We start from the raw sequence: 25,155 nt of genomic DNA on the forward strand, positions 1-25,155 counted from the left end.
GGATGTCGGGAGAATGTCGGATAATGTAGGGGATGTGTAGGTGAAGTGTAGGGGGCATTCCGTTAAAGAGATGGAAAATTCGTAATTGTAACGCTTTTCTAGTTTGGCACAAAGTTTGCATATAGATATTGAAAACGGTATCAAATGAAAAGGGAGGCGGAATGATGTACGAGTTGTTGGTGCCGAGTCGGGTCATTTATGGGCGCGAAACGTTTCGTGAAGTCGGCAGGCAAGCGAAAGCGCTTGGGTCGAAAGCGCTGATCGTCAGCGACCCGGTGATGGAGAAAATCGGCCTTGTCGCCCGTTGCGAGCAATACTTGCAACAGGTGGGGATGACGTTTGCCAAGTACACAGGGGTTGACACGGAGCCGACGGATGTCCATGTGAAGGAAGCGCTTGACGTCTGCCGGAGCGAGCAGTGCGATGTCATTATCGCTCTTGGCGGCGGCAGCAGCATCGACGCCGCCAAAGCGGTGGCGGTGATGATCACGAACGAAGGAACGATCAGCGACTATGTCGGCAATCAGAAACGGTTTACCGAAAAACCGCTGCCGCTCATCGCTATTCCGACAACGGCCGGCACCGGTTCCGAAGTGACGAAAGTGACGGTCATTATTGATACGAAGACAGACGTCAAAATGATGATTTCCCAGCCGGCGCTGCTTCCGGCCGTGGCGATCGTCGACCCGTTGCTCACGGTTTCATGCCCGCCGTCCGTTACAGCGGCGACCGGGGTTGATGCGCTGTGCCATGCGATTGAGGCGTATATTTCCCGACGCGCCCATCCGGTGACCGATGTGTTAGCTCTATCCGCCATTGAGGCGATCATCGGCCATTTGCGCCGGGCGTACGAAAACGGTCAAGACATCGAAGCGCGGGAGAAAATGGCGATCGCGGCCATGAAGGCCGGCATGGCGTTTTCCAACGCCTCGGTGACGCTCGTGCACGGCATGTCGCGGCCGATCGGAGCGCTTTTCCACGTGCCGCACGGCGTATCGAACGCGATGTTGCTGCCGGGGGTGCTTGAGTTTACAAAAGACAGCGCCATCGAACGATTGGCGGTGATCGCCCGAATCATCAAGCCGCCGCTCAAAGACGTTTCCGATACGGAAGCGGCTGAGGCGCTCGTTGAGGAAGTGAAACAGCTTTGCCGCGATTTGCACATCCCGAATATGAAAACGTGGGGCATTGACAAAACAGCGTTTGACAAGGTGGTGGACAAAATGGCGGCTGACGCGCTTGCGAGCGGCAGCCCCGCCAACAACCCGAAAGTGCCGACGCATGAGGAAATTGTGGCATTGTACCATTATTGTTACGACTATCAGTACGACACCAAAACCGTAAGTTCGTAAATGAGTCCGGCGGCTGGGATGGCGATTGCAGGACGCATGACAGCGACCAGCAGCAAACAGACAGCAAAGAACGCCGCTTTTTGGAAGCGTTCAGCCCGCCGGCCGTTTCCGCGAAAGGAAGCGCTCGCCGATCATCCATAGCTCTTGTGTACGTTCATGAACCAATCTTTTGAAAGATCGACTAGAAAGGTGGTTTCATTCATGAGCTCTGTAACCGAAACAAAAACATTGAAAAACTTTATTGGCGGCCAATGGGTCGCCTCGACATCCGGAAAAGAAGAAATCGTGCCGAACCCGGCAACGGGGGAAGTATTGGCGAAAGTGCCCCTCTCTTCGCGCGAGGAGCTTGATGCAGCGGTCGCGGCCGCCAAAGAGGCGTTCCGTGAATGGCGGAAAGTGCCGGTTCCGCGCCGCGCCCGCATTTTGTTCCGCTACCAGCAGCTGTTGGTCGAACATTGGGACGAACTCGCTAGACTTGTGACGCTAGAAAATGGCAAAGTCTATGAGGACGCCTACGGTGAAGTGCAGCGCGGCATTGAATGCGTCGAGTTTGCAGCGGGGATTCCGACGCTCATGATGGGCCAACAGCTGCCGGATATCGCGACCGATATCGAATCGGGGATGTACCGCTACCCGCTCGGTGTCGTCGCCGGGATTACGCCGTTTAACTTCCCGATGATGGTGCCGTGCTGGATGTTCCCGCTCGCGATCGCCTGCGGCAACACGTTTGTGTTGAAGCCGTCTGAGCGGACGCCCATGCTGGCCAACCGCTTGGCTGAACTGTTCACCGAAGCCGGACTGCCTGCAGGAGTGTTGAATATTGTTCACGGAGCGCACGAGGTCGTGAACGGCATTTTAGAACATAAAGATATTAAAGCCGTTTCGTTCGTCGGCTCGCAGCCGGTCGCCGAGTATGTATACAAAACAGCCGCCGCCCACGGCAAGCGGGTGCAGGCGCTCGCCGGTGCGAAAAACCATTCGATTGTCATGCCGGACGCCGACCTCGATATGGCGGTGACGAACATCATCAACGCCGCGTTCGGTTCGGCGGGCGAGCGGTGCATGGCGTGCTCGGTCGTCGTTGCAGTCGGCGATATCGCCGATGAGTTGGTCGAACGGCTCAAAGAAGCCGCCGACCGCATCCAAATTGGCAATGGGCTCGACAAAGGCGTCTTTTTAGGCCCGGTCATCCGCGAGTCGCATAAAGAGCGGACGATCAAATACATCGAAATCGGCGAAAAAGAGGGGGCGCTCCTTGTCCGCGACGGACGCCGCGACTCGGCGACAAGCGGAAAAGGGTATTTCATCGGTCCAACGATTTTTGACCATGTCAAGCCGGGCATGGCGATTTGGACGGATGAAATTTTCGCCCCGGTCTTGTCGGTCGTCCGCGCCCGAGACTTGGACGAAGCGATTGAGATCGCCAACCGATCGGAATTTGCCAACGGCGCCTGCATCTACACCGACAGCGCCAAAGCGATCCGCCAGTTCCGCGAAGAAATCGACGCCGGCATGCTTGGCGTCAACGTCGCCGTCCCGGCGCCGATGGCGTTTTTCCCGTTCTCGGGCTACAAAAACTCGTTTTACGGCGACCTTCATGCCAACGGCCGCGACGGCGTCGAATTTTACACGAGAAAGAAAATGGTGACGGCGAGATACCAATAGAATAGAATGGACTGAAAAGCAGCCCGTTTAGACAAGGGCTGCTTTTTATCTTAATTAGGCGAGAAGACTCCCACTTCAACGAAGCGAAGCGGAGTAAGTGGGAAATGAATCGCCTTAACTATATTTTGCTGAAAATAGGATAGATTCAGTAAAATATAGTATCATATAGTTAGATGGAAGGTGAAAAAATGTATTTTTGTATCAAACAACAGCTAAATGGTTTGACCAAAGAAGAATACTTGACTCTTCGAGAACTGTGCCATATTGCCAAGAACATGTACAACGTCGGATTGTACAATGTCAGACAATACTATTTTGAACACAAGGAATTTCTTAATTATGAGAAAAACTATCATCTTGCAAAAACTAACGAAAACTATAAGCTGTTAAACAGCAACATGGCACAGCAAATTTTAAAAAAGGTCAATGAAGCCTTTAAATCTTTCTTTGGTTTGATCAGTCTTGCCAAACAAGGAAAATATGACCACAAGGCTATCAGTATTCCAAAATATCTTAAAAAAGATGGCTTTCATTCACTGATCATTGGCCAGATTCGTATAGACGGCAACAAATTCACGATACCGTATTCTCACCTATTTAAAAAGACTCGCAAGCCTATCACGATAACGATTCCGCCTGTGTTACTGGACAAAAAGATTAAGCAGATTGAAATCATTCCTAAGCATCATGCCAGGTTCTTTGAGATTCAGTACAAATATGAAATGCCTGAAGATCAAAGAGAATTAAATGACCAAAAAGCACTGGCAATTGATTTAGGATTAAACAATGTTGCCACTTGTGTCACATCAGACGGCAGATCATTCATCATTGATGGGCGGAGATTAAAAAGTATAAATCAATGGTTTAACAAAGAAAATGCCAGACTTCAAAGCATAAAAGATAAGCAAAAAATCAAAGGCACCACTCGTAAACAGGCTTTGCTTGCTATGAATCGCAATAATAAAGTGAATGATTATATCAACAAGACTTGCCGTTACATCATTAACTACTGTATTGAAAATCAAATTGGCAAACTTGTCATTGGCTATGCGGAAACATGGCAACGCAATATGAATCTAGGAAAAAAGACAAATCAAAACTTTGTCAATATTCCTCTCGGTAACATAAAAGAAAAACTAGAATATCTTTGTGAATTTTACGGCATTGAATTCTTGAAACAGGAAGAATCCTATACGTCTCAAGCCAGCTTTTTTGACGGCGATGAGATTCCTGAATATAATGCCGACAATCCAAAAGAATATAAGTTCAGCGGCAAACGTATTAAGCGCGGCTTGTATCGAACAAAGTCTGGCAAACTAATTAATGCTGATGTCAATGGCGCATTAAACATCTTAAAGAAAAGTAAAGCTGTAGACCTGAGTGTCTTATGCTCTAGCGGCGAAGTGGACACGCCTCAAAGAATAAGGATTGCTTGAAGCAGTCAAACTTCTTTGGAAGCCCCCACTTCAAATTTTCGCTAGAAAATTAAGTGGGGGTAGTTCACCACCTCGAACCGAGAATCCCTTCACTTCCAAGTAGGAACATAAGTAGGGATGAACCGGCGTCTGCCACTAACATCTTCCTCTTGTGCCAAAAAAACAATGGAAGGGTTTCGATTGCGATCGTTTTGAGGAAGTTCAAAGGTGGATGCACAGGGATGGCTTAGCTGACAGCTTACCGTAGAGGTTGTTTCCAATAACCCCCTAATTCTCTACGTGAGCGCGGGTGGGGAATGTTCAGTTGAGTCGGTTTCATTTCCAGCTTGTTGAGCGTGTAGTAAAAATTTAGGGGATACTATTCGTTCTGTGACAGCATCCAAAAGGCGCGAAGTGTGATAGAATAAAATAAAAAAGGGTGTGAGTTCAATGGCCATGGACTACTTTCAGGTGAACTTGCCGAAAGAGTTTTTGCCCGCCATTAATGAATTGGAAGGCAACACAGTTGAGGCAAAAATAAAGCTTTCATTGGCGATTGGTTTGTTTGTTGGAAAACAGGTGACGCTGGCGAAAGCGGCTGAATTGGCAGGAAAATCCTTAGGAGAATTTATCGATGTATTGCGTTCGAAGGCGATTCCTTGGATGGAGTATACGGAGGAACACATCAAAGATGATTGGGACACGGTGCAAAAATTGAGCAAAGAAAATAGGGATCACAATGAGTAGGGTTACGGTTAATTCTACACCGATTATAGGTCTGTCGATCGTTGGTCAATTGACTCTTTTGTCTGAACTATTTGATGAAGTATATGTTCCGGAAGCTGTCTATCAAGAAATTGTTCATAACCATGCCCCACGCTATTATGGAAAAGAGGAGCTCAAACGATTGGTCAGCGAGGGGGTGTTTCGACTATACCATGAAAATCGCAGCCTTGTTGAAAGTTTATATGGAAAATTCCATGCCGGGGAGTTAGAAGTTATTATTGGAGCGAAAGAACTTGGTGCTCAAGTCGTTGTGATGGATGAGCATGCTGCCAGATCCTTGTCGAAACAATTCCTTTTACGACCTATCGGCACAATAGGAATTTTGATTCTTGGAAAGAAGAATGGGAAAATAACGGAAGTAAAGTCGCTGTTAGACACTTTGCTTGAAAATGGATTTTATCTTTCCCGACGTCTTTATCAAGAGGCTTTGTTACTAGCGGAAGAAACGCTGTAGCCCTGCCCGCCATGCTGGGCTTTTTTCTTTTTTAAAACCTGTCAACAACCCCCTTGACAAAATCGCGTTTACTTATCATTGAAGGGCCGGTTGTAAGCGTTTTAAGATAAAGGTACAGTCAAGCCAAAAAGGAGGAACAGCTTTATGACGCATACAACCGGAAACGAAACAGGCTTCCGCGTGAAGATTCAGCGGTTTGGCAGTTATTTGAGCGGCATGATTATGCCGAATATCGGGGCGTTTATCGCCTGGGGGCTGATTACCGCCCTATTTATCCCGACGGGCTGGTGGCCGAACGAGACGTTTGCCAAGCTTGTCGGACCGATGATTACGTATTTGTTGCCGCTGTTGATTGGCTATACGGGCGGCAAAATGGTGTATGACGTCCGCGGCGGCGTTGTTGGGGCGACGGCGACGATGGGGGTCATCGTCGGTTCGGACATTCCGATGTTTTTAGGCGCGATGATCATGGGGCCGCTTGGCGGTTATGTGATCAAAAAAGTGGATGGATTGTTCCAAGGGAAAGTGAAGCAAGGATTTGAGATGCTTGTCAACAACTTCTCAGCCGGGATTATCGGCGGCGTGTTGACGCTGCTCGCCTTTAAAGGAGTCGGCCCGGTCATCTCGCTCATCAGCAAAACATTAGCAGCGGGAGTGGAAAAAATCATTGACTGGCATTTGTTGCCGCTGGCGAACTTGTTCATCGAGCCAGGGAAAGTGCTGTTCTTGAACAATGCGATCAACCACGGCATTTTAAGTCCGCTCGGTGTCGAGCAGGCGGCGAAAACGGGAAAATCGATCCTGTTCCTGCTCGAGACGAACCCAGGTCCAGGACTTGGCATTTTGCTCGCGTATTGGCTGTTTGGCAAGGGGATGGCGAAACAATCGGCACCAGGGGCTGTGATTATCCACTTCTTAGGCGGGATTCATGAAATTTACTTCCCATACATTCTCATGCGCCCGATTTTGATTTTGGCAGCCATGGCAGGCGGCGTGAGTGGGGTGTTCACGTTTACCATCCTCAACGCCGGGCTGGTGGCGGTGCCGTCGCCGGGAAGCATTTTCGCCTTGCTGGCGATGACGCCAAAAGGGAATTACTTCGGCGTGCTGGCCGGCGTGTTCGTCGCCGCAGCGGTATCGTTCCTCGTCGCTTCGATTTTCTTAAAAGCGGCGAAACAATCCGAAGAGGAAGAAGAGTTGACGAAAGCAACGGAAAAAATGGAACAGCTGAAAGGAAAAAAGAGCCAAGTGGCTGCCGCATTGCAACAGAAAGAAGCCGCTTCGGCAACTGTGGCCCAAGCGGTTCCTGGCCGCGTGAAGAAAATTGTGTTCGCGTGTGATGCGGGAATGGGCTCGAGCGCGATGGGAGCATCGATTTTGCGCAACAAAGTACAAAAGGCCGGGCTCGATATCGAAGTGACGAATACAGCGATCAACCAGCTTCCGGCCGACGCCGACATCGTCGTCACCCATCAAAACTTGACCGACCGGGCGAAGGCGAAGTTGCCCAATGCGTACCATGTATCGGTCGAAAACTTCTTAAACAGCCCGAAATACGATGAATTGATCGAGCAATTGAAAAAGAACGCGTAAATCGGCATGAGACGCAGGGGAAATGGCGTTCCCCCTGCGTTTTGCTTTGTGATTTCCCGTTTACCTCGACGGCTAGGGGCACTTTCCTCCGCTCCCATCCGCATGGATGTGCCCGACCGCGGTGAACTTCGTCAAACGACGAAAGAGAAAAATACATGCAAAATTAAAATCTGTCAACAATAACAATGACGAAAACGAAACATCTATTCATTGTCAAATCAAGAAAAAAGCCCTTACAATAAGGATGGAAGAGGCAAAGATTTATTTCAAAAATGTCAATAATGCTGTTCCGTGATGGGAGGTGAACGGCGATGTACGTATCGGCACGGGAGCGGAAGTTGCTTGAACGGTTGTTGGCAGACGATAGGGACATAACAGTCGGCGAATTGGCGGAGGAACTGAATGTCAGCGCCCGCACGGTTCATCGTGATTTGCAAGGTTTGGAATCGGTCTTCCGCCGCTATGGGCTTAAGCTCGCGAAAAGAGCAGGAGTCGGCATCCGCCTCGTCGGGGAAGAGGAAAACAAGCAGGCGCTGGCCGCAGAGCTGTTTCGCCTTTCTCATCATGAATACACCCCCGAAGAGCGGCAGCTCATGATTTTAATTGCGCTGTTGGAAGCCAACGAGCCAGTGAAACTCGTCACATTGGCCTATGACTTGAACGTCACGGTCGCCACTGTCAGCTTGGATTTGGACAAATTGGAACAAACGGTAGAAGCGTACGGGCTTTCGCTCATCCGCAAGCGCGGATACGGGGTGGAGCTTGCCGGTTCGGAATCAGCGAAACGGCGCTTGATGAGCGACTTGTTGTTCCGCCATGTTGATGAACACGAATTTTTGGCATTGATGAAAGAGACGATCCAAAAACGGACGGACGCTCCGCTTGACACCGTGGCGGAGAAGCTGCTCGGGCTTGTGGACAGAAAAAAGCTCGCTGTCATTGAGCAGCAAATCGAGCAAGTGAAAGAAAAGCTTCCGTTTACGATGGCCGACAGTTCGTACATCGCCTTCGTCGTCCATTTGGCGCTCGCCATGGAGCGCATCAAGCGGGGAGAAGCGATCCACTTCGATCCGCGGGATCTGCAGGCGTTGCAAGCGACGAAAGAATATGAGATCGCGCATGAGCTCGCTGAATCGTTAGAAAAAGTCTTTGACGTTGACATCCCTAACGAAGAAGTCGGCTATATGACGATGCACTTGATGGGAGCGAAATGGCGCAGCCGTCAAGGAGCAATGATGGAAGAGCCAAGCTTGGCCGTCGGCATGAAGGCGCAACAACTCATCCGCTTTGTCAGTGATAAGCTCGGCGTTGATTTATCCGCCGACCGTACGTTATACGAAGACCTTGTCGTCCATTTAAAGCCGGCTCTGTATCGCCTCGAACACGGAATGGGGGTCGCCAATCCGCTGCTTGATCCAATCAAACAAGACTATGCGGAGCTGTTCGCCATTGTCGCAGATGGGGCGCGGCAGCTGTTTGGCGGCATTCCGATCCCGGATGAGGAGATTGGCTATTTGGTGCTCCATTTTGCGGCCGCGCTCATGCGGGAGAAAAAAGGCTGGCGGGTGTTAGTCATTTGTTCGAGCGGGCTTGGGACGGCGAAAATTTTAGCGACGAGGCTGAAAAAAGAGATTCCGGACATTGTTTCGCTGGAACAAGCTTCCGCGTTTGAATGGAAAGGAAAAGATGTCAGCGCGTACGATCTCGTCATCTCGACCGTGCCGCTTCCTGAGGAGTATGGGCCGCATATCGTCGTCAGCCCGATGCTGACCGAGGAGGAAGCGCGGAAGATTCGCGAGTGTTTAGAGCGAAAATCGGCCGCTGAAAAGCGGATGAGGAAAGAGTCAACCGCACGGCGAAACAGGCCAGCCATCGACACGATGAAGGCGGTTCGGCGCATCAGCGAGACGATCGTCCACATTTTGGACGGTTTTTCCCTCGAGGTGGTCAAGAGGCGCTCTGTTCATGAAATATTGACGGACGCGTGCCGCCGCCTTGAACGAAGTGGCGTCATTGTCGATGCCGATGTCGTCATCGAGGAGCTGCGGCGCCGCGAGTCGCTTGGCGGGCTTGGCGTCCCTGGCACGACGCTGGCGCTTTACCACGCTCGAAGCTTCGCTGTCCTTCGTCCGTCTCTGACGATGTACCGACTTGATTCGCCGCAAACGGTGGCGGGGATGGACGGGGAGCCGATGGAGATCAACACGGTTGTGTTGCTGCTTGGGCCATCAGATGCCGATAAGGAGATGCTCGCTGTGTTAAGCGAGGTCAGCTCCTTGCTCGTGAAGGATGAGCAAAGCCTTGCCGTTTTGGCGCATGGCGGCGAGGAAGAAGTGTATTCACTTGTCAGCGCCCATTTGGAGCAATTTTTTGATCATTACTGGACATCAACGAAGGAGTGAAAACGATGGTAACCCATTCGATTTTAAACAAAGAAAACATTGTGCTAAATGCCCAACCTAAAACAAAAGAAGAGGCGATCCGCCTTGCTGGCGAGGTGTTGGTCAAGCAAGGATATGTCGACCCGGCATATGTTGATGCGATGCTTGAGCGGGAAGAACTGACATCAACGTATATCGGCAACAATGTCGCCATTCCGCACGGAACGGAAGCAGCCAAAGCGCTCGTGAAACAGTCCGGCATTTCGATCGTGCAAGTCCCGGGCGGCGTCGATTTTGGCGGCGGCAATACGGCTCTGATCGTGATCGGCATTGCCGGCAAAGACGGGGAGCATTTGGATATTCTGTCAAAACTGGCGCTCGTCTGTGCGGAAGCGGACAATGTCGAAGCGATGGCGAACGCCAAAACAGAAGAAGACATTCTTGCGCTGCTCCATGAGGTGAACGGCTGATGCAGGCGGTTCATTTTGGCGCTGGCAACATCGGCCGCGGCTTTATCGGCAGCTTGCTGGCAGCGTCGGGATATAAGGTCGTTTTTGTCGATGTCAACGAACAAATCGTCCGCCTGCTCAAGGAGCGGGGGGAGTATCGCGTCATTGTCGCCGGCGAGCAGCGAGAAGAACAATGGGTGCGCGGCGTCTCGGCGTTGAACAGCCAAACAGAGCGGGAGCAAGTCATCGCGGCGATCGCCGCCGCTGATTTGGTCACGACCGCCGTCGGCCCGCACATTTTGCCGGCCATCGCCCCCCTTGTTGCCGATGGGCTCAAGCAGCGGCTGGGCGTTCAGCAAACTCCCCTTCATGTCATCGCGTGCGAAAACATGATCGGCGGCACGGAGACGTTGAAGCAGCACGTGTTTGCCCATCTTTCCGAAGCCGAACAACAGCTGGCGGGCGAGTCGGTCGGCTTTCTCAACTGTGCGGTTGACCGCATCGTGCCAAACCAAACGAACGATGATCCGCTGGCGGTGACGGTCGAACCGTTTTTCGAATGGGCGATTGAAACGCGCAACGTCATCGGCGCGGTTCCGCCGATTCAAGGGGCTCATTTTGTCGCTGACTTAGGGCCGTATATCGAGCGCAAATTGTTTACGGTCAATACCGGCCATGCGTTGGCCGCTTACTTAGGGTATCTGCGAAACTACAAAACCGTCCAGGAAGCGATGAACGATGAAGGTATTCGATTGAATGTCGAGCAAGCGCTCAGTGAGTCGGGAGCCGTCTTATTGAAAAAGCACGGATGGCATGAGGAAGAGCACCGTTCCTATATCAAAACGACGATCGGGCGTTTCACCAACCCGTCCCTTTCCGACGATATCGTCCGCGTCGCCCGTTCGCCGATCCGCAAGCTCGGGCCGAACGACCGGCTCATCGCTCCGGCGACGCAATACTGCACACTATTTGGCAGCGTTCCTGCTGGTCTCGCCAAAGGAATTGCCGCGCTGTTGCGCTTTGATGATGCGAGCGATGCAGAAGCCGCCGCTCTGCAACAAACAATCGCCCAGCACGGGATCGAAGGCGCGCTTCGGCAATACGCGGGGCTTGAGAGTGCGCACCCGCTTGTGGCGGCGGTGAAGGACGAGTACGGAAGAATGGAGAAAAACAAAAACTGACCGTCTTGCAAATGTCGTCGACCTCCAATCGTGCAAAAACCCCGGGGGATCGACGACAATATTTTTTTGCGTCAAAATCCTACAACCAACACGGCTCAACAGTATTGACAGAATTTTTGAAACGTGATATTCTGAAAACTGCCAAAAGGGGAAAAGCTTGATTTTATGCGAATGGTTTGGGGTTTTTATCGTACCTATGAGGGATTGAAACCCACGTTAGCCCAGCCATTTCGCTTAAATTCGGTCAGTTTTTATCGTACCTATGAGGGATTGAAACCAACCTAGCACTAAAGACCGTAATGATTTGAACTAAAGTTTTTATCGTACCTATGAGGGATTGAAACGGTGAATCAAAGATAAACGAAGCTAACATTTCAGCGGCGTTTTTATCGTACCTATGAGGGATTGAAACCTCGGCGCCTTCCTCTTGGATCAAGCGGAAGATGTTCGTTTTTATCGTACCTATGAGGGATTGAAACTGGCATACGGCGCTTTCATTCGGGAATTCTACATAGGTGTTTTTATCGTACCTATGAGGGATTGAAACTCCGCGACGAAGAAAAACGCCTGGCCGAGCGGAGGCAGGGTTTTTATCGTACCTATGAGGGATTGAAACATCTGTTCAACAGTTAAATCACGTGGTACAGGAATACGTTTTTATCGTACCTGTGGGGGACTGAAGCGCTATACAGTACGGCACAACTTTTTCTGTCCCCGATGCAGGATTTTCACCCCCTGCTTGCGAATGGATAGAATTGAACACGTTCAAAGAGGGGTGATCGAATGGCTATTGACCACGACCGATTGTTCAAAGAGCTGATTCAAACGTTCTTCGAAGAGTTTCTTCTCCTCTTTTTCCCCGACATCCACGAGCATATCGATTTCCGCCATTTGTCCTTTTTGTCCGAAGAACTGTTTACCGATGTCACGGCAGGCGAAAAATACCGCGTCGATCTATTGGTCGAGACGAAGCTGAAAGGGGAAGACGGGCTGATCATCGTTCATGTGGAGAATCAAAGCTACGTGCAACCATCGTTTCCAGAGCGCATGTTTATCTATTTCAGCCGTTTGTTTGAAAAATACCGCACCCGCATCGTTCCGATCGCTGTCTTCAGCTATGAGGCCCTTCGCGAGGAACCGTCCGTGTTCTCAATCGAGTTTCCCTTTGGCGACGTGCTGCAGTTTCGCTTTTTCCCCGTGGAGCTGCGCAAGAAACATTGGAGAGACTATATCCGGCATGACAATCCGATTGCGGCTGCCCTTCTTAGCAAAATGGGGTATACTGAAAGTGAGAAAATCGAGTTAAAAAAAGAGTTTTTGCGCATGTTGGTGCGATTGGAGCTGGATAAGGCGAGGCAGCGGCTCTTGTTGGGCTTTTTTGAAACATATGTGAAGCTGTCGGAGGAGGAAGAGCAACAACTACAAAGAGAGGTGAGGGCGATGGAAACGAAAGAAAAAGAGAAAATGTTGGAGCTGATCATTTCCTATGAGCAAAAGGGAAGGAAACAGGGGTTGGAAGAAGGGATCAAACAAGGTATGAAACAGGGAATGGAACAAGGAATGAAACAGGGGATGAAACAAGGAATGAAACAAGGAATGAAACAGCTGATCCGCAACATGGCGCGCAAAGGAATGAAGGCGGAAGATATTGCTCGGTTGGTGGATCTTCCAGAGCAAGATGTTCGGGAATTGCTTGAAGAGCAGGGAAATTAAACACAAGAGGCGGCTATCTAACGAGGACGGTTGGCGGCGACAAAAGAGGTAGATGAAATCACTGATTCGTAAGTGATCGATTGTAAAAAAAACGAATGATCGTCCTGCCACATGAAAGATGAGGAACGAACGTCAGAAAGTATGCACTGTACCAACGTTTTATGTACCGTCGGCCTTGAAGGCTGGCGGTCTTTTTTTTGCTTTGAGACTCCAGCGTTCCGCTAGGTGCTTGATATCAGGTCTGATTATACCTCCATGAACAAAATGCACAAAATTCATTTTATTTTCAAAAACTTCACGTTCACCCTGGGGCATGGTAAGGTTGAGTTTGAAAACGTTATCAAAAACAAGGGGGCAAGGGAGAAATGAAGAAAACGAAATGGTGGGGATTGCTCGCTGCAGGGATGATGACACTGGCTTTGGCGGCCTGTGGGGGCAATGAATCGGCGGGGTCGAAATCATCCGGTTCGAACTCTGGCTCATCGGCCTCAAACTATCCGACGAAGCCGATTACGATTGTTGCTCCGTCTGGGGCGGGCGGCGGTTGGGATTTAACGGCCCGCGCCATTACGAAAGTGCTCGATGAGACGGGGCTCGTCAAACAAACGATGACGGTCGAAAACAAACCGGGCGGCGGCGGGGCGGTCTTTATGGCTGAGTACGCCACCCAGGATGTCAAAAACGATTACAAACTGTTTGTCAACTCGCCGCCGATTATCATCAACAATCTGAAAAAAGAAGGGAACAGCCCGTTCGGCTACAAAGACACAACCCCGCTCGCCCAGTTGACAAAAGACTTTGGCGCGATTGTGGTTAAAGCCGATTCAAAGTTTCAAACGTTGACCGACTTGCTGAACGCCATTAAACAAAATCCGAAATCCGTCACCATTGCCGGAGGGTCGGCGCCAGGGTCGATGGACCACTTAGTGGCGATTTTGCCGATCTATAAGTCGGGCATCGATCCGAAATCAGTCAAGTATGTTTCGTACGATGGCGGCGGAGAAGCGATGGCGGCGCTGCTTGGCGGCAATGCGGATGTGATTGCGACGGATGCGTCTTCGGTTGGCGAATATTTGAAAGCCGGCAAAGTGCGGGTGCTGGCGGTTTCCGCTCCTGAACGCCTCGGCGGAGTGCTGAAAGACGTGCCGACGATGAAAGAGCTTGGCGTTGATGCCGAGTTTACGATTTGGCGCGGCGTGTTCGGACCGAAGGAAATGTCTTCGGAAGCAAAAGCGTTTTGGGAAGAGACATTGAAAAAACTGTCTGAGCATGAAAAATGGAAAGAAGAGCTGCAAAAACAAGGTTGGGAAGCAGAGTACCGCAATTCGGAAGAGTTTACGAAATTTTTGCAAGAGCAAGAGCAGCAAATCGGCGACCTGCTGAAGTCGCTTGGCATGCATAAATGAAGCAAGGGGGGAAGAACATTCTTCCCCTTTTTTGTAAAGAACAGGAGGAAGAACCATGAACAAAACGGCTGACCGGATCGCGGCGGTGGCGTTTTTGGCTGTGGGTGCTTTGTTTATGGTGGAAAGTTTGCGCATATCGAAAAGCGCCTACGGCAGCGCTGTCGGGCCGAATGTGTTTCCGTTTTTGCTTGGACTTGTGTTGGTTTTATTAAGCATAAAACTGCTGTTTGAGACAAGAAATTATTCAGGCGCAACAGGGGAGAAACTGCCGCGGCAATATAAAAAGTTTCTTGTCATTTTCATCGCCGCCATTTTCTATGCGGCGTTGCTTGAAACGGTTGGATATGTGATCACGACATTTCTCTTTCTTGTCATCGGCTTTCAAACGATGGAAAAAGGGGCGCTGTGGAAATCGATCGCCATTGCGGCTGGTTTTTCGTTAGGCGTATATGGCCTTTATGTGAAACTGTTGCAAGGAACATTGCCGAGCTGGCCGATTTGGTTCCAATGAAAGGAGGGGCATCATGGACACACTATCGTTTTTGTTTGACGGATTTCAGACGGCGCTTCAGCCGCATAACTTGCTGTTTGCCTTTATCGGGGTGTTGATCGGCACGGCGGTCGGCGTGCTTCCTGGGATTGGCCCGATGAGCGGGGTGGCGCTGCTTATTCCGGTGACGGCGTCGATGACGTCCGGTCTTAGTCCGGAACAGGCGGCAGCCAGTTCGATTATTTTGCTCGCCGGCGTGTATTACGGGGCGATGTATGGCGGTTCGACGACATCGATTTTGTTAAATACGCCTGGGGAATCGTCATCGGTTGTCACGACACTGGACGGCTACCAAATGGCGCGGCAAGGCCGGGCTGGAGCGGCGCTGGCGATTGCGGCGATCGGTTCGTTTGTGGCGGGGATTGTGTCGCTCATCGGTCTTGTATTATTAGCGGAGCCGCTGTCCAATGTCGCCTTGAAGTTCGGTCCGGCGGAGTATTTTTCGCTTATGCTGCTGGGGCTCGCCGCGGTGAGCGGCCTTGCCGGCAAGTCGATGACGAAAGCATGGATCATGACCATCTTTGGCCTGCTTCTTTCCACGATCGGGCTCGACAACGTCTCTGGCGTCGCACGCTTCACGTACAATATTTCCTATTTGTATGGGGGGCTTGAGTTTTTAACCGTAGCGGTCGGGCTGTTTGCGTTGGGGGAAGTATTCAAGTCCATTCTCCACAACGAAATGAACAGTGGGGAAATTGCGAAAATTGGCCGCGTGTTGCCGACGAAAGCGGACTTGAAAGAAAGTGCCGGCCCGATTGCCCGCGGGTCGCTGCTCGGGTTTTTCATCGGCGTATTGCCGGGAGCCGGAGCGACGTTGGCCTCATTTTTCTCTTATATTCTTGAAAAGAAAATCAGCAAACATCCAGAAAAATTCGGCCAAGGGACGATCGCCGGCGTCGCGGCGCCCGAGTCGGCGAACAACGGTGCGTCTGGAGGCGCGATGATTCCGCTCTTGACGCTAGGCATTCCGGGTTCGGGTACAACCGCGATTTTGATGGGCGCACTCATTATGTACAACGTCCAGCCAGGTCCGCTGTTGTTTGATGAACATCCGGCTGTTGCCTGGGGATTGATTGCGAGCATGTTCATTGGAAATGTGATGTTGTTAATTCTCAACATGCCGCTCGTCAAAGTGTTCGCGAAAATTATCCAGACGCCGACGAAATATTTGTTGCCGCTCATTATCGCCATCTCTGTATTCGGCGTGTATGCGGTGCAAATGACGACGTTTGATGTGTTTCTGTTGTTGGCGTTTGGCTTGCTCGGCTATTGGCTCGCGGAACACGATTACCCGCTCGCGCCTCTTGTATTGGGGCTTGTGCTGGGGCCAATGATTGAAAACAACATGCGCCGGGCGTTGACGGCATCCAACGGGGACTATCTCGTGTTCGTTGAAAAGCCGATTTCGCTCGTCTTGTTGGTCATCGCCTTATTGTGGATTGCCGTGCCGTTTTTCATGAAATTACGAGGAAAAACCGTCATTGTCAATGAAGATATGTAATAATAGAAAGAAAGGCTTTCTTCCTTTAGTGGAGGATGGTCTTTCTTTTCATTTTTCCGTTTGGAGGACAGCACGATGAAACTGCAAACACGGTTGATGATGATCATTTGTTCGCTGCTTTTGTTTGTCATCGTGTTTCTTACGTTTTTATTCCAACATATGTTTGCTGAAACGCTCAAACAACAAATCGGCATGCGGGCGCTGAACGTGGCGGAAACCGTCGCGTCCACCCCGCTTGTGCGCGAGGCGTTCCGCGACCCCGATCCGTCCGTGCGCTTGCAGCCGTTTGCCGAATATATTCGCCGAAAGACAGGGGCGGAATACGTCGTCATCGGCAACCGCCAAGGAATCCGCTATGCTCACCCACTGCCGGACCGGATCGGCAAACCGATGGTCGGGGGCGACAACGGTGAGGTGCTCAAAGGCAAGGCCATTATTTCGGAGGCGGTCGGTTCACTCGGTCCGGCAATCCGCGGAAAAGCGCCGGTTTTGGATGAAAACGGACAGGTGATCGGCATTGTTTCGGTTGGTTTTTTGCTAGAGGATATTCAGCGTACAGTATGGTCGTATCGTATGAAGATGTTTCTCTTCTCCGTTTTTGCCCTCTTTCTCGGAGCGGTGGGTGCAATGGCGATCGCCAGCACGGTGAAAAAATCGATTCATGGCCTTGAACCGGAAGAAATCGGTTTGCTCTACCAAGAAAAGCAGGCGATTTTAGAGGCAATTCGCGAAGGAATGGTGGCCATCAATCAAGAGGGAACGATTACAATGGTCAACCAAACGGCGCTGAAGCTGCTTGGGTATGAGAACGAACGCGATGTGTTGGGAATGCCGATCTTGCAGCTTATTCCCCACTCGAGGCTGCCTGAAGTCATTCGGACGGGGCAGGCAGAATTTGACGATGAAATGGTGTTAGGGGAAGAAACCGTCATTGCCAACCGCATTCCGATCAAAGACAAGCAAGGGCGTGTGATCGGAGCGGTGTCGACGTTTCGAAACAAATCGGAATTGTATCGCTTGACCAAAGAGTTATCGCAGCTTCGCAGTTATGCCGATGCCTTGCGCGCGCAAACGCACGAATTTTCCAACAAGCTGTATTTGATCTCTGGCCTGATTCAACTGGAATCGTATGAGGAAGCGCTTGAACTGATCGCAAAAGAGACCGACTTGCAACAAAACATCGTCCGGTTTGTCATGAAAGAAATTCCGGATCCGATCATCGGCGGTCTGCTGATCGGCAAGTTCAATCGCGCCAACGAGCTGAAAATTGTGTTTGAAATCGATCGGGAAAGCAGTTTCCGTGATGTGCCGCCATGGATGGACCGGGACCATCTAGTAACCATTATTGGAAATGTAGTAGATAACGCCATGGAAGCCGTTCTCCATAACGGAAAGGAAGAGAAACGAGTGACCATTTTTTTGACCGACCTCGGCGATGACTTGATTATTGAGGTCGAGGATAACGGATTAGGCATTGACCCAGCTGTAGCGGAACGGATCTACGAGCGCGGCTTTTCGACCAAAGCCAACGGCCTCCGTGGGTATGGGCTTGATCTTGTCAAGAAGGCGCTGGCGATGCTTGGTGGGCAAATCACCTACCAGTCGAAACAAGGAGAGGGAACGGTGTTTACCGTCATTATTCCGAAGCGGTCGGGCCGTGCCAACCCATGCTGAAAGAAAGCATTTCCCATAAAAGGCCTCTACACCTTTATGCATCAATATTTCGGAGGGAGGGAAGCAGGGGGGATGATTCGTGTACTTATTATTGAAGACGACCGCCGCATCGCTGAAATTAATCGGCGCTTTGTCGAGAAAGTGAATGGGTATGAAGTGGTCGGCATCGCCACGAACGCTGAAGAGGCAAGGGAATTGACGGAGGTGTTGCGGCCAGACATGTTGTTGCTTGACGTCTATTTTCCGGATATGAACGGCCTCTCTTTTTTAAAATGGGTTCGGGAACGCTTTTCCAATATCGATATTATTATGATCACAGCAGCACGAGAAGTGGATGCCTTGAAACAAGCGCTGCATGGCGGGGTGTTTGATTATATTATCAAGCCGATTATGTTTGACCGATTCGCCGACACATTGCATCGATATAAAGAATATTATGATAAAATGCAGCAGTGGATGAAAGAAAAAGAGTGGATCGATCAAGAGGATGTCGACAAACTGATCGGGCGGGAGGCCCCGGTTAGGGATCAGCCTATGCTTCCAAAAGGCATCCAACCGCTAACCCTTGAAAAAGTGCTGATGGTTGTGAAACGGTGTCAAGATGGAGTGACGGCCGAAGAAGTCGGACGGCAAATTGGCACAAGCCGGACGACCGCCCGTCGATATTTAGAATACCTTGTCTCCACGGGACAAGTGCTAGCCGATATTGTCTATGGATCGGTCGGTCGTCCGGAGCGGATTTATCGAAAAAAAGTGTAAAAGGCGGGATGTCTGAACAACGTTATACAAGGAACATCGAGCCGACATATGCACAAAGAAAGCGGGGGAAACGTCTTGGCTGTTTTTAGCGGCATTTTATTGCAAGTGATGGTTCCGATGTTATTGATTGTCGGCTTGGGGGCAGGGCTTCACCGCTTCTTTCATCTTGACCTCAATACATTATCCAAATTGAACATGTACGTCCTGTTGCCGGCAGTCGCATTCATCAACGTGTATGACAGTGAGTTGAACGGAAAGGTGTTGGCGGCCATCTTAGCATTTCTCTTGTTGCAAAACAGCGGACTGATCGTTTTGAGTATGATGATGGCCAAGTTGTTCAAATTAGAACGGAGTTTGTCAGCCGTATTTCAAAACACCATTGTGTTGAACAACTCAGGTAATTTCGGCATCCCGGTCAGTCAGCTTGTATTTCATCAACATCCGCTCGGGGCGACGATTCAAATTATGGTGACGATCTTTCAAAATTTCTTGACGAATACATATGGGGTATATCAGTTCGTATCCGGGAATGGAAAAAGGGAGAAATGGACTGCGGAGATATGGAAAAATCCCGTCCTTCACGCGCTGTTGCTTGGCGTGGTCTGCCGATGGCTCCACGTCCCGATCCCATCATTTTTATGGACGCCGCTTCAGCGGGTCGCCGATGCGTTTTTAGCCATCGCCCTCTTTACGTTGGGAGCGCAAATCGCCTACGCCCGTTTTAACGCCTTGCCGCCGCTTGTGTATGCAAGTGTGTTTGGGCGTCTCGTTTTGTCGCCGCTGTTGGCTGCGTCTTTGATCTTTCTATTAGGAATTGATGGAGTGACGGCTCAGGCGTTGCTCATTGCTAGTTCCTATCCGTGCTCGCGCAATACGGCGCTGTATGCACTCGAGTATGACTGCCACCCAGATTACGCCGCCCAGGCGGTGTTGGTGTCGACTTTGTTGAGCGCCATTACCGTTACAGGCGTTGTGTATGCGGCCCGGCTGTTGTTTCCGATCGCTGGATGAAAACGAGGGCAAGCTGTCGTCGACTCCCAATCATGCAAAAATCATGGGGGGATCGACGACAATGTGCTTTCGTGTCAAAACCCTACAGCTTACATTGCAGGTTCAGTTAGAAACAGCTACCATACTTTAATGGCAGGTGCAAGTACATCTTTTGGTGATGAACCAATATCGGCTCTTCACCACAAGTTGTACTTGGGATTTTAAGAATAGGTATGCATAGGAAAAATAGAGGGTGCAAAAAATGCGAATGTTCCTGTATGGTAAAGGTGACCAAACCAACCCATTGGAGGAACATTCGCATGTATTCTCCGTTTATCAAAGAACTCATCGATTGACCAGACGTTTTGATTCAAAAGGTGCGAAAACGAAGAAGAACATTGGATTTTCGAACTTTCTCTGACGCTTTAGGATTTCAATCCAAAACTATTGTAAACCGCTTTCATTTGGTTTATAATAAAGCTAAACCGGTTTATGAAAACGCTTTTGAACTAAATCGATTTAGTACGAGAGAGGGATCCCTTTTGAAAAAAGTAACGATGGCCGATGTCGCGAAGTTGGCCAACGTTTCGAAAAGCACGGTCTCGCAATACTTGAACAAACGCTATGAATATATGAGCGAGGAAACAAGAAAGCGCATCGCTCAAGCGATCGAGGAACTTGGCTATCAGCCAAACGTCATCGCCCGCAGCTTAAAGCAAAAGACGACAGCGACCATTGGCGTGATTGTGTTCAACATGCTTCATATGTTGACGACGCAAGTGCTGCACGCCATTGAAGAGGAATGCCAAAAGCGCGGGTTTCAAGTCATTGTCTGCAACTCCGGCGATGATTCGGAAAAGGAGAAAAAATATGTTGACATGTTGCTGGCGAAACAAGTGGACGGGCTGATCGTGTTTCCGACAGGGAAAAATGAAGAGGTCTACCGCCGCCTTGTCGAGGAGCGCTTTCCGCTTGTGTTTGTCGACCGGATGGTGCCGGGGGTGGAGGCGGACAGCGTGCTGCTTGATAATGCAGGTGCAGCGGAAATGGCGGTTCAGTATTTCGCTTCCTATGGCTACGACCGGATTGCCATTGTCACCCCGCCGCTTGTCCCTTACAACGTGCCGCGGATGGAACGATTTGAAGGGTTTCGGGCGGCCATGGAGAAAAGGGGATTTGAAGTTGGCGATCAAAACGTCATCGCCGCTGAACCTGCCGCGCTGCCTGGGGAGCTGAAGAAGCGGTTCATGGAATCGGAGCGGCCAAACGCCTTGTTTGCGATTAACGACTTGACGTTAATGGGCGTTTTGCGGTTTGTGAAGGAGACGGGCATCCGTATGCCGGATGAACTGGCGATCATCAATATTGACGATGTGCCGTTTGCCGATATTTATACACCGGCGTTGACGACGATCGCCCAGCCAACGTTTGCGATGGGAAAAAAAGCGGCGGAGCGTGTGTTTGAACAAATGGATTCGAATCATGCCGACAGCCCGCGCGTGTTTCGTTTCTCCCCGGCATTGGTGGAGCGGACATGGATCAAACGGGGAAATGGCAAAGAAGGGAGGAGAAACGATGAAGATTCATGAACGTGTCGTCATCGGTGTGGACATCGGGACGACGAGCACGAAAACCGTTGTGTTTGGCGAACAGGGACGAGTGCTGGCCTCTCATGCGATCGACTATCCGATCATCCAGCCGCACCCGGGGTTTGCGGAGCAGGATCCCGATGAACTGTTCGCGGCGGTCGTTCAAGCGGTCGGAGCGGTGATAGTCCGCTATGGCATCCACCCTAAGCAAGTGAAAGCTATGGGTTTAAGCGCGGCGATGCACTCGATCATGGCGCTTGACGGATCCGGGCGGCCGCTCACTCGCTTAATCATCTGGGCTGACAACCGAAGCGTCGCCCAAGCGGAGCGGCTGTTGAAAGAACAGAACGGGCTTGATATTTATCGGCGGACGGGGACACCGATCCATCCGATGTCGCCGCTATCGAAATTGCTTTGGCTCAAGGAAGAGCAGCCGGACGTATTTCAGCAAGCACGGCGGTTTGTGTCGGTGAAAGACTATGTGCTATATCGTCTGTACGGTGATTATGTCGCTGACCATTCGCTCGCTTCAGCCACTGGTTTGTTCCGCCTCGATACGCTTGATTGGGACGAGGGTGTGCTTTCGTTTCTTGGTATCAGCCGCGAGCAGCTGCCGCGGCTCGTTCCCGCCACGCATATCATGACTGGCATGAAAAGAGAATGGGCGGAAAAAATGGGAGTCGCTCCGGATGTGCCTGTTGTCGTCGGAGCAAGCGACGGCGTGCTCGCCAACGTCGGCGTCGGGGCGGTGCTCCCAGGTGAAGCGGCCATCACGATCGGAACGAGCGGGGCGGTGCGGACGATTGCGGCAAAACCGACGACCGATGAAAAAGGGCGGACGTTTTGTTATGCGTTGACGCCTGGCTATTGGGTCGTCGGCGGACCGACGAACAACGGCGGCATTTTGCTTCGCTGGCTGCGCGATGAGTTCGGCGCCCAGGAGCGGGAAGTGGCGAAAAAGCTCGGAATGGATCCATACGATTTGTTGACGAAATACGCCGAACGTGTTCCGCCTGGATCCGAGGGGCTGGTGTTTTTGCCGTTTTTATCGGGCGAGCGGGCGCCGTACTGGAATGCGAACGCGCGTGGGACGTTTTTTGGCCTTGGCCTTCATCATAAGCGCGAGCATTTCATCCGCGCTGTCATGGAAGGCGTCTGCTTCAGCATTCTCTCGGTCGCTTTAGCCATTCGCGATGTCACGGGGCCGATGTCGGAAATCCGCGTCTCGGGCGGATTCGCCAAGTCGCCGTTTTGGCGGCAAATGCTTTCTGATATGCTCGGCAAACCGCTCATCGTGCCGCAGACGCACGAGGCTTCAGCGTTAGGAGCGGCCGCGGTGGCGCTTTACGCGTTAGGCGAGCTGCCGTCGCTGGAAACGGTGAAAACGTGGATCGACACAACGGCCCGCCATGAGCCGAAGGAAGAACATACGCTCATTTACGCTGAACTGTTTGATTTGTATGCCCGCTTGTATGAGCGATTGAAAGAGGAATTTGACATCATCGCTGCGTTTCAGCGGCGGAGTGGGTAAAGGGAGGAAGACTAAATCGATTTAGCTGGCTATGATCGGGCGCTAAATCGATTTAGCCCTTTCCTTCAAAGATCTGAAAACGTTTGCTTTGTTCACTAAATCGATTTATCTCAAAGATAAAGGGGGAGCTTGTGATGGAAATCGCCATTGTTGTTGCCGCTATTATCGTTTTGTTATTGCTCATTACGGCGGTGAAAATGCATCCGTTTGTTGCATTAATTTTAGTGTCCGTTGGCGTCGGACTGGCGATGGGGATGCCGCTTGTCGCTCCGTCGCCAGAAACGCCGGGGATCATTGATTCGATTAAAGCGGGGCTTGGCAATACGCTTGGCTTTTTAGCAATCGTCTTGGCGCTCGGGACGATGCTCGGCAAAATGATGGCCGAATCGGGCGGCGCTGAGCGCATTGCGAAAACGTTGATCGACCGCTTTGGCAAAAACGCGTTCATTGGGCGATGATGGTCGTCGCCTTTTTAGTCGGCATTCCGGTCTTTTTCCAAGTCGGGTTTGTCTTGCTTATTCCGCTCGTCTTTACGATTGCGATGGAAACGGGCATTTCACTTGTGACGATCGGCATTCCGCTTGTCGCTGGTTTGTCTGTCGTGCATGGGCTTGTCCCGCCGCACCCAGCCGCGATGGCGGCAGTCGGCATTTTTAAGGCGGATGTCGGAAAAACGATTCTTTACTCGATCATCGTCGGCTTGCCGACCGCCATTATTGCCGGTCCGCTGTATGGCAAATGGATCGGTTCGCGCCTGCACAAAACAGTGCCGGCGGAGATTGCCGAACAGCTTGTGCAGCATAAAGAAGCACGTGAGCTTCCTGGCTTTGGCAATACGCTGTTCACGATTTTGCTTCCCGTTATTTTGATGTTGATTGCCTCTGTCGCAAACGTGACGCTTGATCAAAAGTCAGAAGCGGCGAAAGTGTTGCGCTTTATCGGCGACCCGATTGTTGCGCTCTTGATCGCGACGGTTTATTCGTTCTTCAGCTTAGGCTACGCCCGCGGCTTCAACCGCGACGCTGTCTTGAAATTTGCCAACGACTGCCTCGGCCCGGTCGCGAACATCCTGCTTGTCATCGGGGCGGGCGGCGCATTCAACAAAGTGCTGCTTGATTCCGGCATCGGCGAACAAATCGCGGAAGTGGCGAAACACTCGCACTTCTCTCCGCTCCTGTTAGGCTGGGGCATTGCGGCGCTCATTCGCGTAGCGACGGGATCGGCGACCGTCTCGATGATGACCGCTGCCGGCATCGTTGCCCCCATCGCGGCTACCATGCCGGGAACGAATATGGAACTGCTTGTCTTGGCGACCGGCGCGGGTTCGTTGATCTTGTCGCACGTCAATGACTCCGGCTTCTGGATGATCAAAGAATATTTCGGCATGACGGTGAAAGAAACGCTCATGACATGGACGGCGATGGAGACGATTATTTCGGTGGTGGCGTTTATTTTCGTCTTGCTGTTGAATGTGGTTCTCTGACGGCAGAATGGAAGGTGTCCTAAAAAGGCGGGACACCTTTTCGTATTATCGGATATACGCATAAACCCATTGATGGAAAACGAGATATGGTCGCTTTGTGGCAAGCCTCTTTTTTGAGACAGCCTCTTTTCTTCAGAACCGTATCTATAGAAGGCAGGTGAAAAATAGCTGTCACGTGCAAATCAGCGGCATTTCGCCAAAAAAGAAAGATTGTCTCGCAAGGTTTATCTAATTGAAAAACGTCTGGGATCAGCAACCTTTTGTACTAAATCACCAGCCCTCTAGTGCGGTGGTGAAAAACACGATTCATAAATTATCGGCTTTGCTTCAGTCAGCTCCGTTGGAACAAATGGATGAGGTCATGCACCGACGAGTGTTGGACCAATTTTTATCCCAGAACGGAGAAATTGAGGCCGTCTGGTCGAATCGTCTTGATGGGGCGTTTGTCTATTCGAATCCGCCGGCGGGCTTGGTCAACGCCAAAGTCCGGTCGTGGTTTCAGGAAGCTTGTAGAGGAACAGTGTATGTTTCCGATCCGTATGTATCGGCATTGACGAAACATCTTTGCGTCACGGTGTCCGCTCCCATTAGGGATCATAACGGTCAAATTGTCGGGGTCATTGGAGTGGATTTGTCGCTTGTGAAATGAACGCTGCCCCAAAAAGGTGCATGTGTGCCTTTTT

The 25,155-nt window shown here is 50.9% G+C and carries 19 protein-coding genes, 1 pseudogene and 1 CRISPR repeat array; all 20 genes and pseudogenes read left to right on the plus strand.

Translation table 11 applies throughout. The features are described 5' to 3' along the window. The first annotated feature begins 164 nt into the window (after positions 1-164). The 20 genes and pseudogenes from CD000_RS05685 (at position 165) to CD000_RS05790 (ending at position 25,121) form a co-directional block, all read left to right on the plus strand. Positions 165-1,352 (plus strand): iron-containing alcohol dehydrogenase, encoded by a 1,188-nt coding sequence (locus CD000_RS05685; protein ID WP_096225107.1) that lies wholly within the window; start codon positions 165-167, stop codon positions 1,350-1,352. A 201-nt stretch (positions 1,353-1,553) separates the two neighbouring features. Then, entirely contained in the window at positions 1,554-3,017 is a 1,464-nt protein-coding gene (locus CD000_RS05690) for a CoA-acylating methylmalonate-semialdehyde dehydrogenase (protein WP_096225109.1), read from the plus strand. Positions 3,018-3,205: 188 nt separating this feature from the next. After that, positions 3,206-4,453: an RNA-guided endonuclease InsQ/TnpB family protein gene (locus CD000_RS05695; protein WP_096225111.1), complete on the plus strand. Its 1,248-nt coding sequence runs from the start codon at positions 3,206-3,208 to the stop codon at positions 4,451-4,453. Positions 4,454-4,903: 450 nt separating this feature from the next. Further along, positions 4,904-5,179, plus strand: coding sequence for a UPF0175 family protein (locus CD000_RS05700; protein ID WP_223813678.1), 276 nt, complete (start codon positions 4,904-4,906; stop codon positions 5,177-5,179). Continuing rightward, on the plus strand, positions 5,172-5,672 hold the full coding sequence (locus CD000_RS05705; RefSeq protein ID WP_096225113.1) for a PIN domain-containing protein: 501 nt from the start codon (positions 5,172-5,174) through the stop codon (positions 5,670-5,672). Before CD000_RS05700 ends, CD000_RS05705 begins: the two co-directional genes overlap by 8 nt. 144 nt (positions 5,673-5,816) lie before the next feature. Next, complete coding sequence (locus tag CD000_RS05710; protein WP_096225114.1) at positions 5,817-7,265, plus strand: PTS mannitol transporter subunit IIBC; 1,449 nt, start codon at positions 5,817-5,819, stop codon at positions 7,263-7,265. A gap of 311 nt (positions 7,266-7,576) precedes the next feature. Beyond that, a complete protein-coding gene (locus CD000_RS05720; RefSeq protein WP_096225116.1) occupies positions 7,577-9,667 on the plus strand; it encodes a BglG family transcription antiterminator in 2,091 nt (696 codons plus the stop codon). Positions 9,668-9,672: 5 nt separating this feature from the next. Then, complete coding sequence (locus tag CD000_RS05725; protein WP_096225118.1) at positions 9,673-10,116, plus strand: PTS mannitol transporter subunit IIA; 444 nt, start codon at positions 9,673-9,675, stop codon at positions 10,114-10,116. Beyond that, positions 10,116-11,276: a mannitol-1-phosphate 5-dehydrogenase gene (locus CD000_RS05730; protein ID WP_096225120.1), complete on the plus strand. Its 1,161-nt coding sequence runs from the start codon at positions 10,116-10,118 to the stop codon at positions 11,274-11,276. Before CD000_RS05725 ends, CD000_RS05730 begins: the two co-directional genes overlap by 1 nt. Before the next feature lie 181 nt (positions 11,277-11,457). Beyond that, positions 11,458-11,959: direct repeats of the CRISPR family, unit length 30 nt; unit sequence GTTTTTATCGTACCTATGAGGGATTGAAAC. Between the two features lie 100 nt (positions 11,960-12,059). Further along, positions 12,060-12,989, plus strand: a complete 930-nt coding sequence (locus CD000_RS05735) for an RpnC/YadD family protein (protein WP_096225122.1) — start codon at positions 12,060-12,062, stop codon at positions 12,987-12,989. A gap of 365 nt (positions 12,990-13,354) precedes the next feature. Continuing rightward, entirely contained in the window at positions 13,355-14,395 is a 1,041-nt protein-coding gene (locus CD000_RS05740; RefSeq protein ID WP_096225124.1) for a Bug family tripartite tricarboxylate transporter substrate binding protein, read from the plus strand. Between the two features lie 55 nt (positions 14,396-14,450). After that, positions 14,451-14,906 carry a tripartite tricarboxylate transporter TctB family protein gene (locus CD000_RS05745; protein ID WP_015375035.1) on the plus strand — a complete coding sequence of 152 codons (456 nt, stop codon included), beginning with the start codon at positions 14,451-14,453 and terminating at the stop codon, positions 14,904-14,906. Positions 14,907-14,919: 13 nt separating this feature from the next. After that, complete coding sequence (locus tag CD000_RS05750; RefSeq protein WP_096225126.1) at positions 14,920-16,446, plus strand: tripartite tricarboxylate transporter permease; 1,527 nt, start codon at positions 14,920-14,922, stop codon at positions 16,444-16,446. 75 nt (positions 16,447-16,521) lie between these two features. Then, on the plus strand, positions 16,522-18,120 hold the full coding sequence (locus tag CD000_RS05755; RefSeq protein ID WP_096225128.1) for an ATP-binding protein: 1,599 nt from the start codon (positions 16,522-16,524) through the stop codon (positions 18,118-18,120). Positions 18,121-18,192: 72 nt separating this feature from the next. Then, on the plus strand, positions 18,193-18,879 hold the full coding sequence (locus CD000_RS05760) for a response regulator (RefSeq protein WP_096225129.1): 687 nt from the start codon (positions 18,193-18,195) through the stop codon (positions 18,877-18,879). Positions 18,880-18,954: 75 nt separating this feature from the next. Further along, positions 18,955-19,890: an AEC family transporter gene (locus CD000_RS05765; protein WP_096226242.1), complete on the plus strand. Its 936-nt coding sequence runs from the start codon at positions 18,955-18,957 to the stop codon at positions 19,888-19,890. A 521-nt stretch (positions 19,891-20,411) separates the two neighbouring features. After that, the gene (locus CD000_RS05775) at positions 20,412-21,458 is read left to right on the plus strand and encodes a LacI family DNA-binding transcriptional regulator (protein ID WP_081130802.1); all 1,047 of its coding nucleotides are present in this window, start codon (positions 20,412-20,414) and stop codon (positions 21,456-21,458) included. Beyond that, positions 21,445-22,989: a gluconokinase gene (gene gntK / locus CD000_RS05780; RefSeq protein WP_096225131.1), complete on the plus strand. Its 1,545-nt coding sequence runs from the start codon at positions 21,445-21,447 to the stop codon at positions 22,987-22,989. Before CD000_RS05775 ends, gntK begins: the two co-directional genes overlap by 14 nt. Positions 22,990-23,123: 134 nt before the next feature. After that, positions 23,124-24,472, plus strand: a pseudogene (locus tag CD000_RS05785) (GntP family permease). A 361-nt stretch (positions 24,473-24,833) separates the two neighbouring features. Next, positions 24,834-25,121, plus strand: a complete 288-nt coding sequence (locus CD000_RS05790; protein ID WP_233130405.1) for a PDC sensor domain-containing protein — start codon at positions 24,834-24,836, stop codon at positions 25,119-25,121. Positions 25,122-25,155 lie beyond the last annotated feature (34 nt).

This window comes from Geobacillus sp. FJAT-46040, assembly GCF_002335725.1.
GTDB classification, from domain to species: Bacteria; Bacillota; Bacilli; order Bacillales; family Anoxybacillaceae; genus Geobacillus; species Geobacillus thermoleovorans.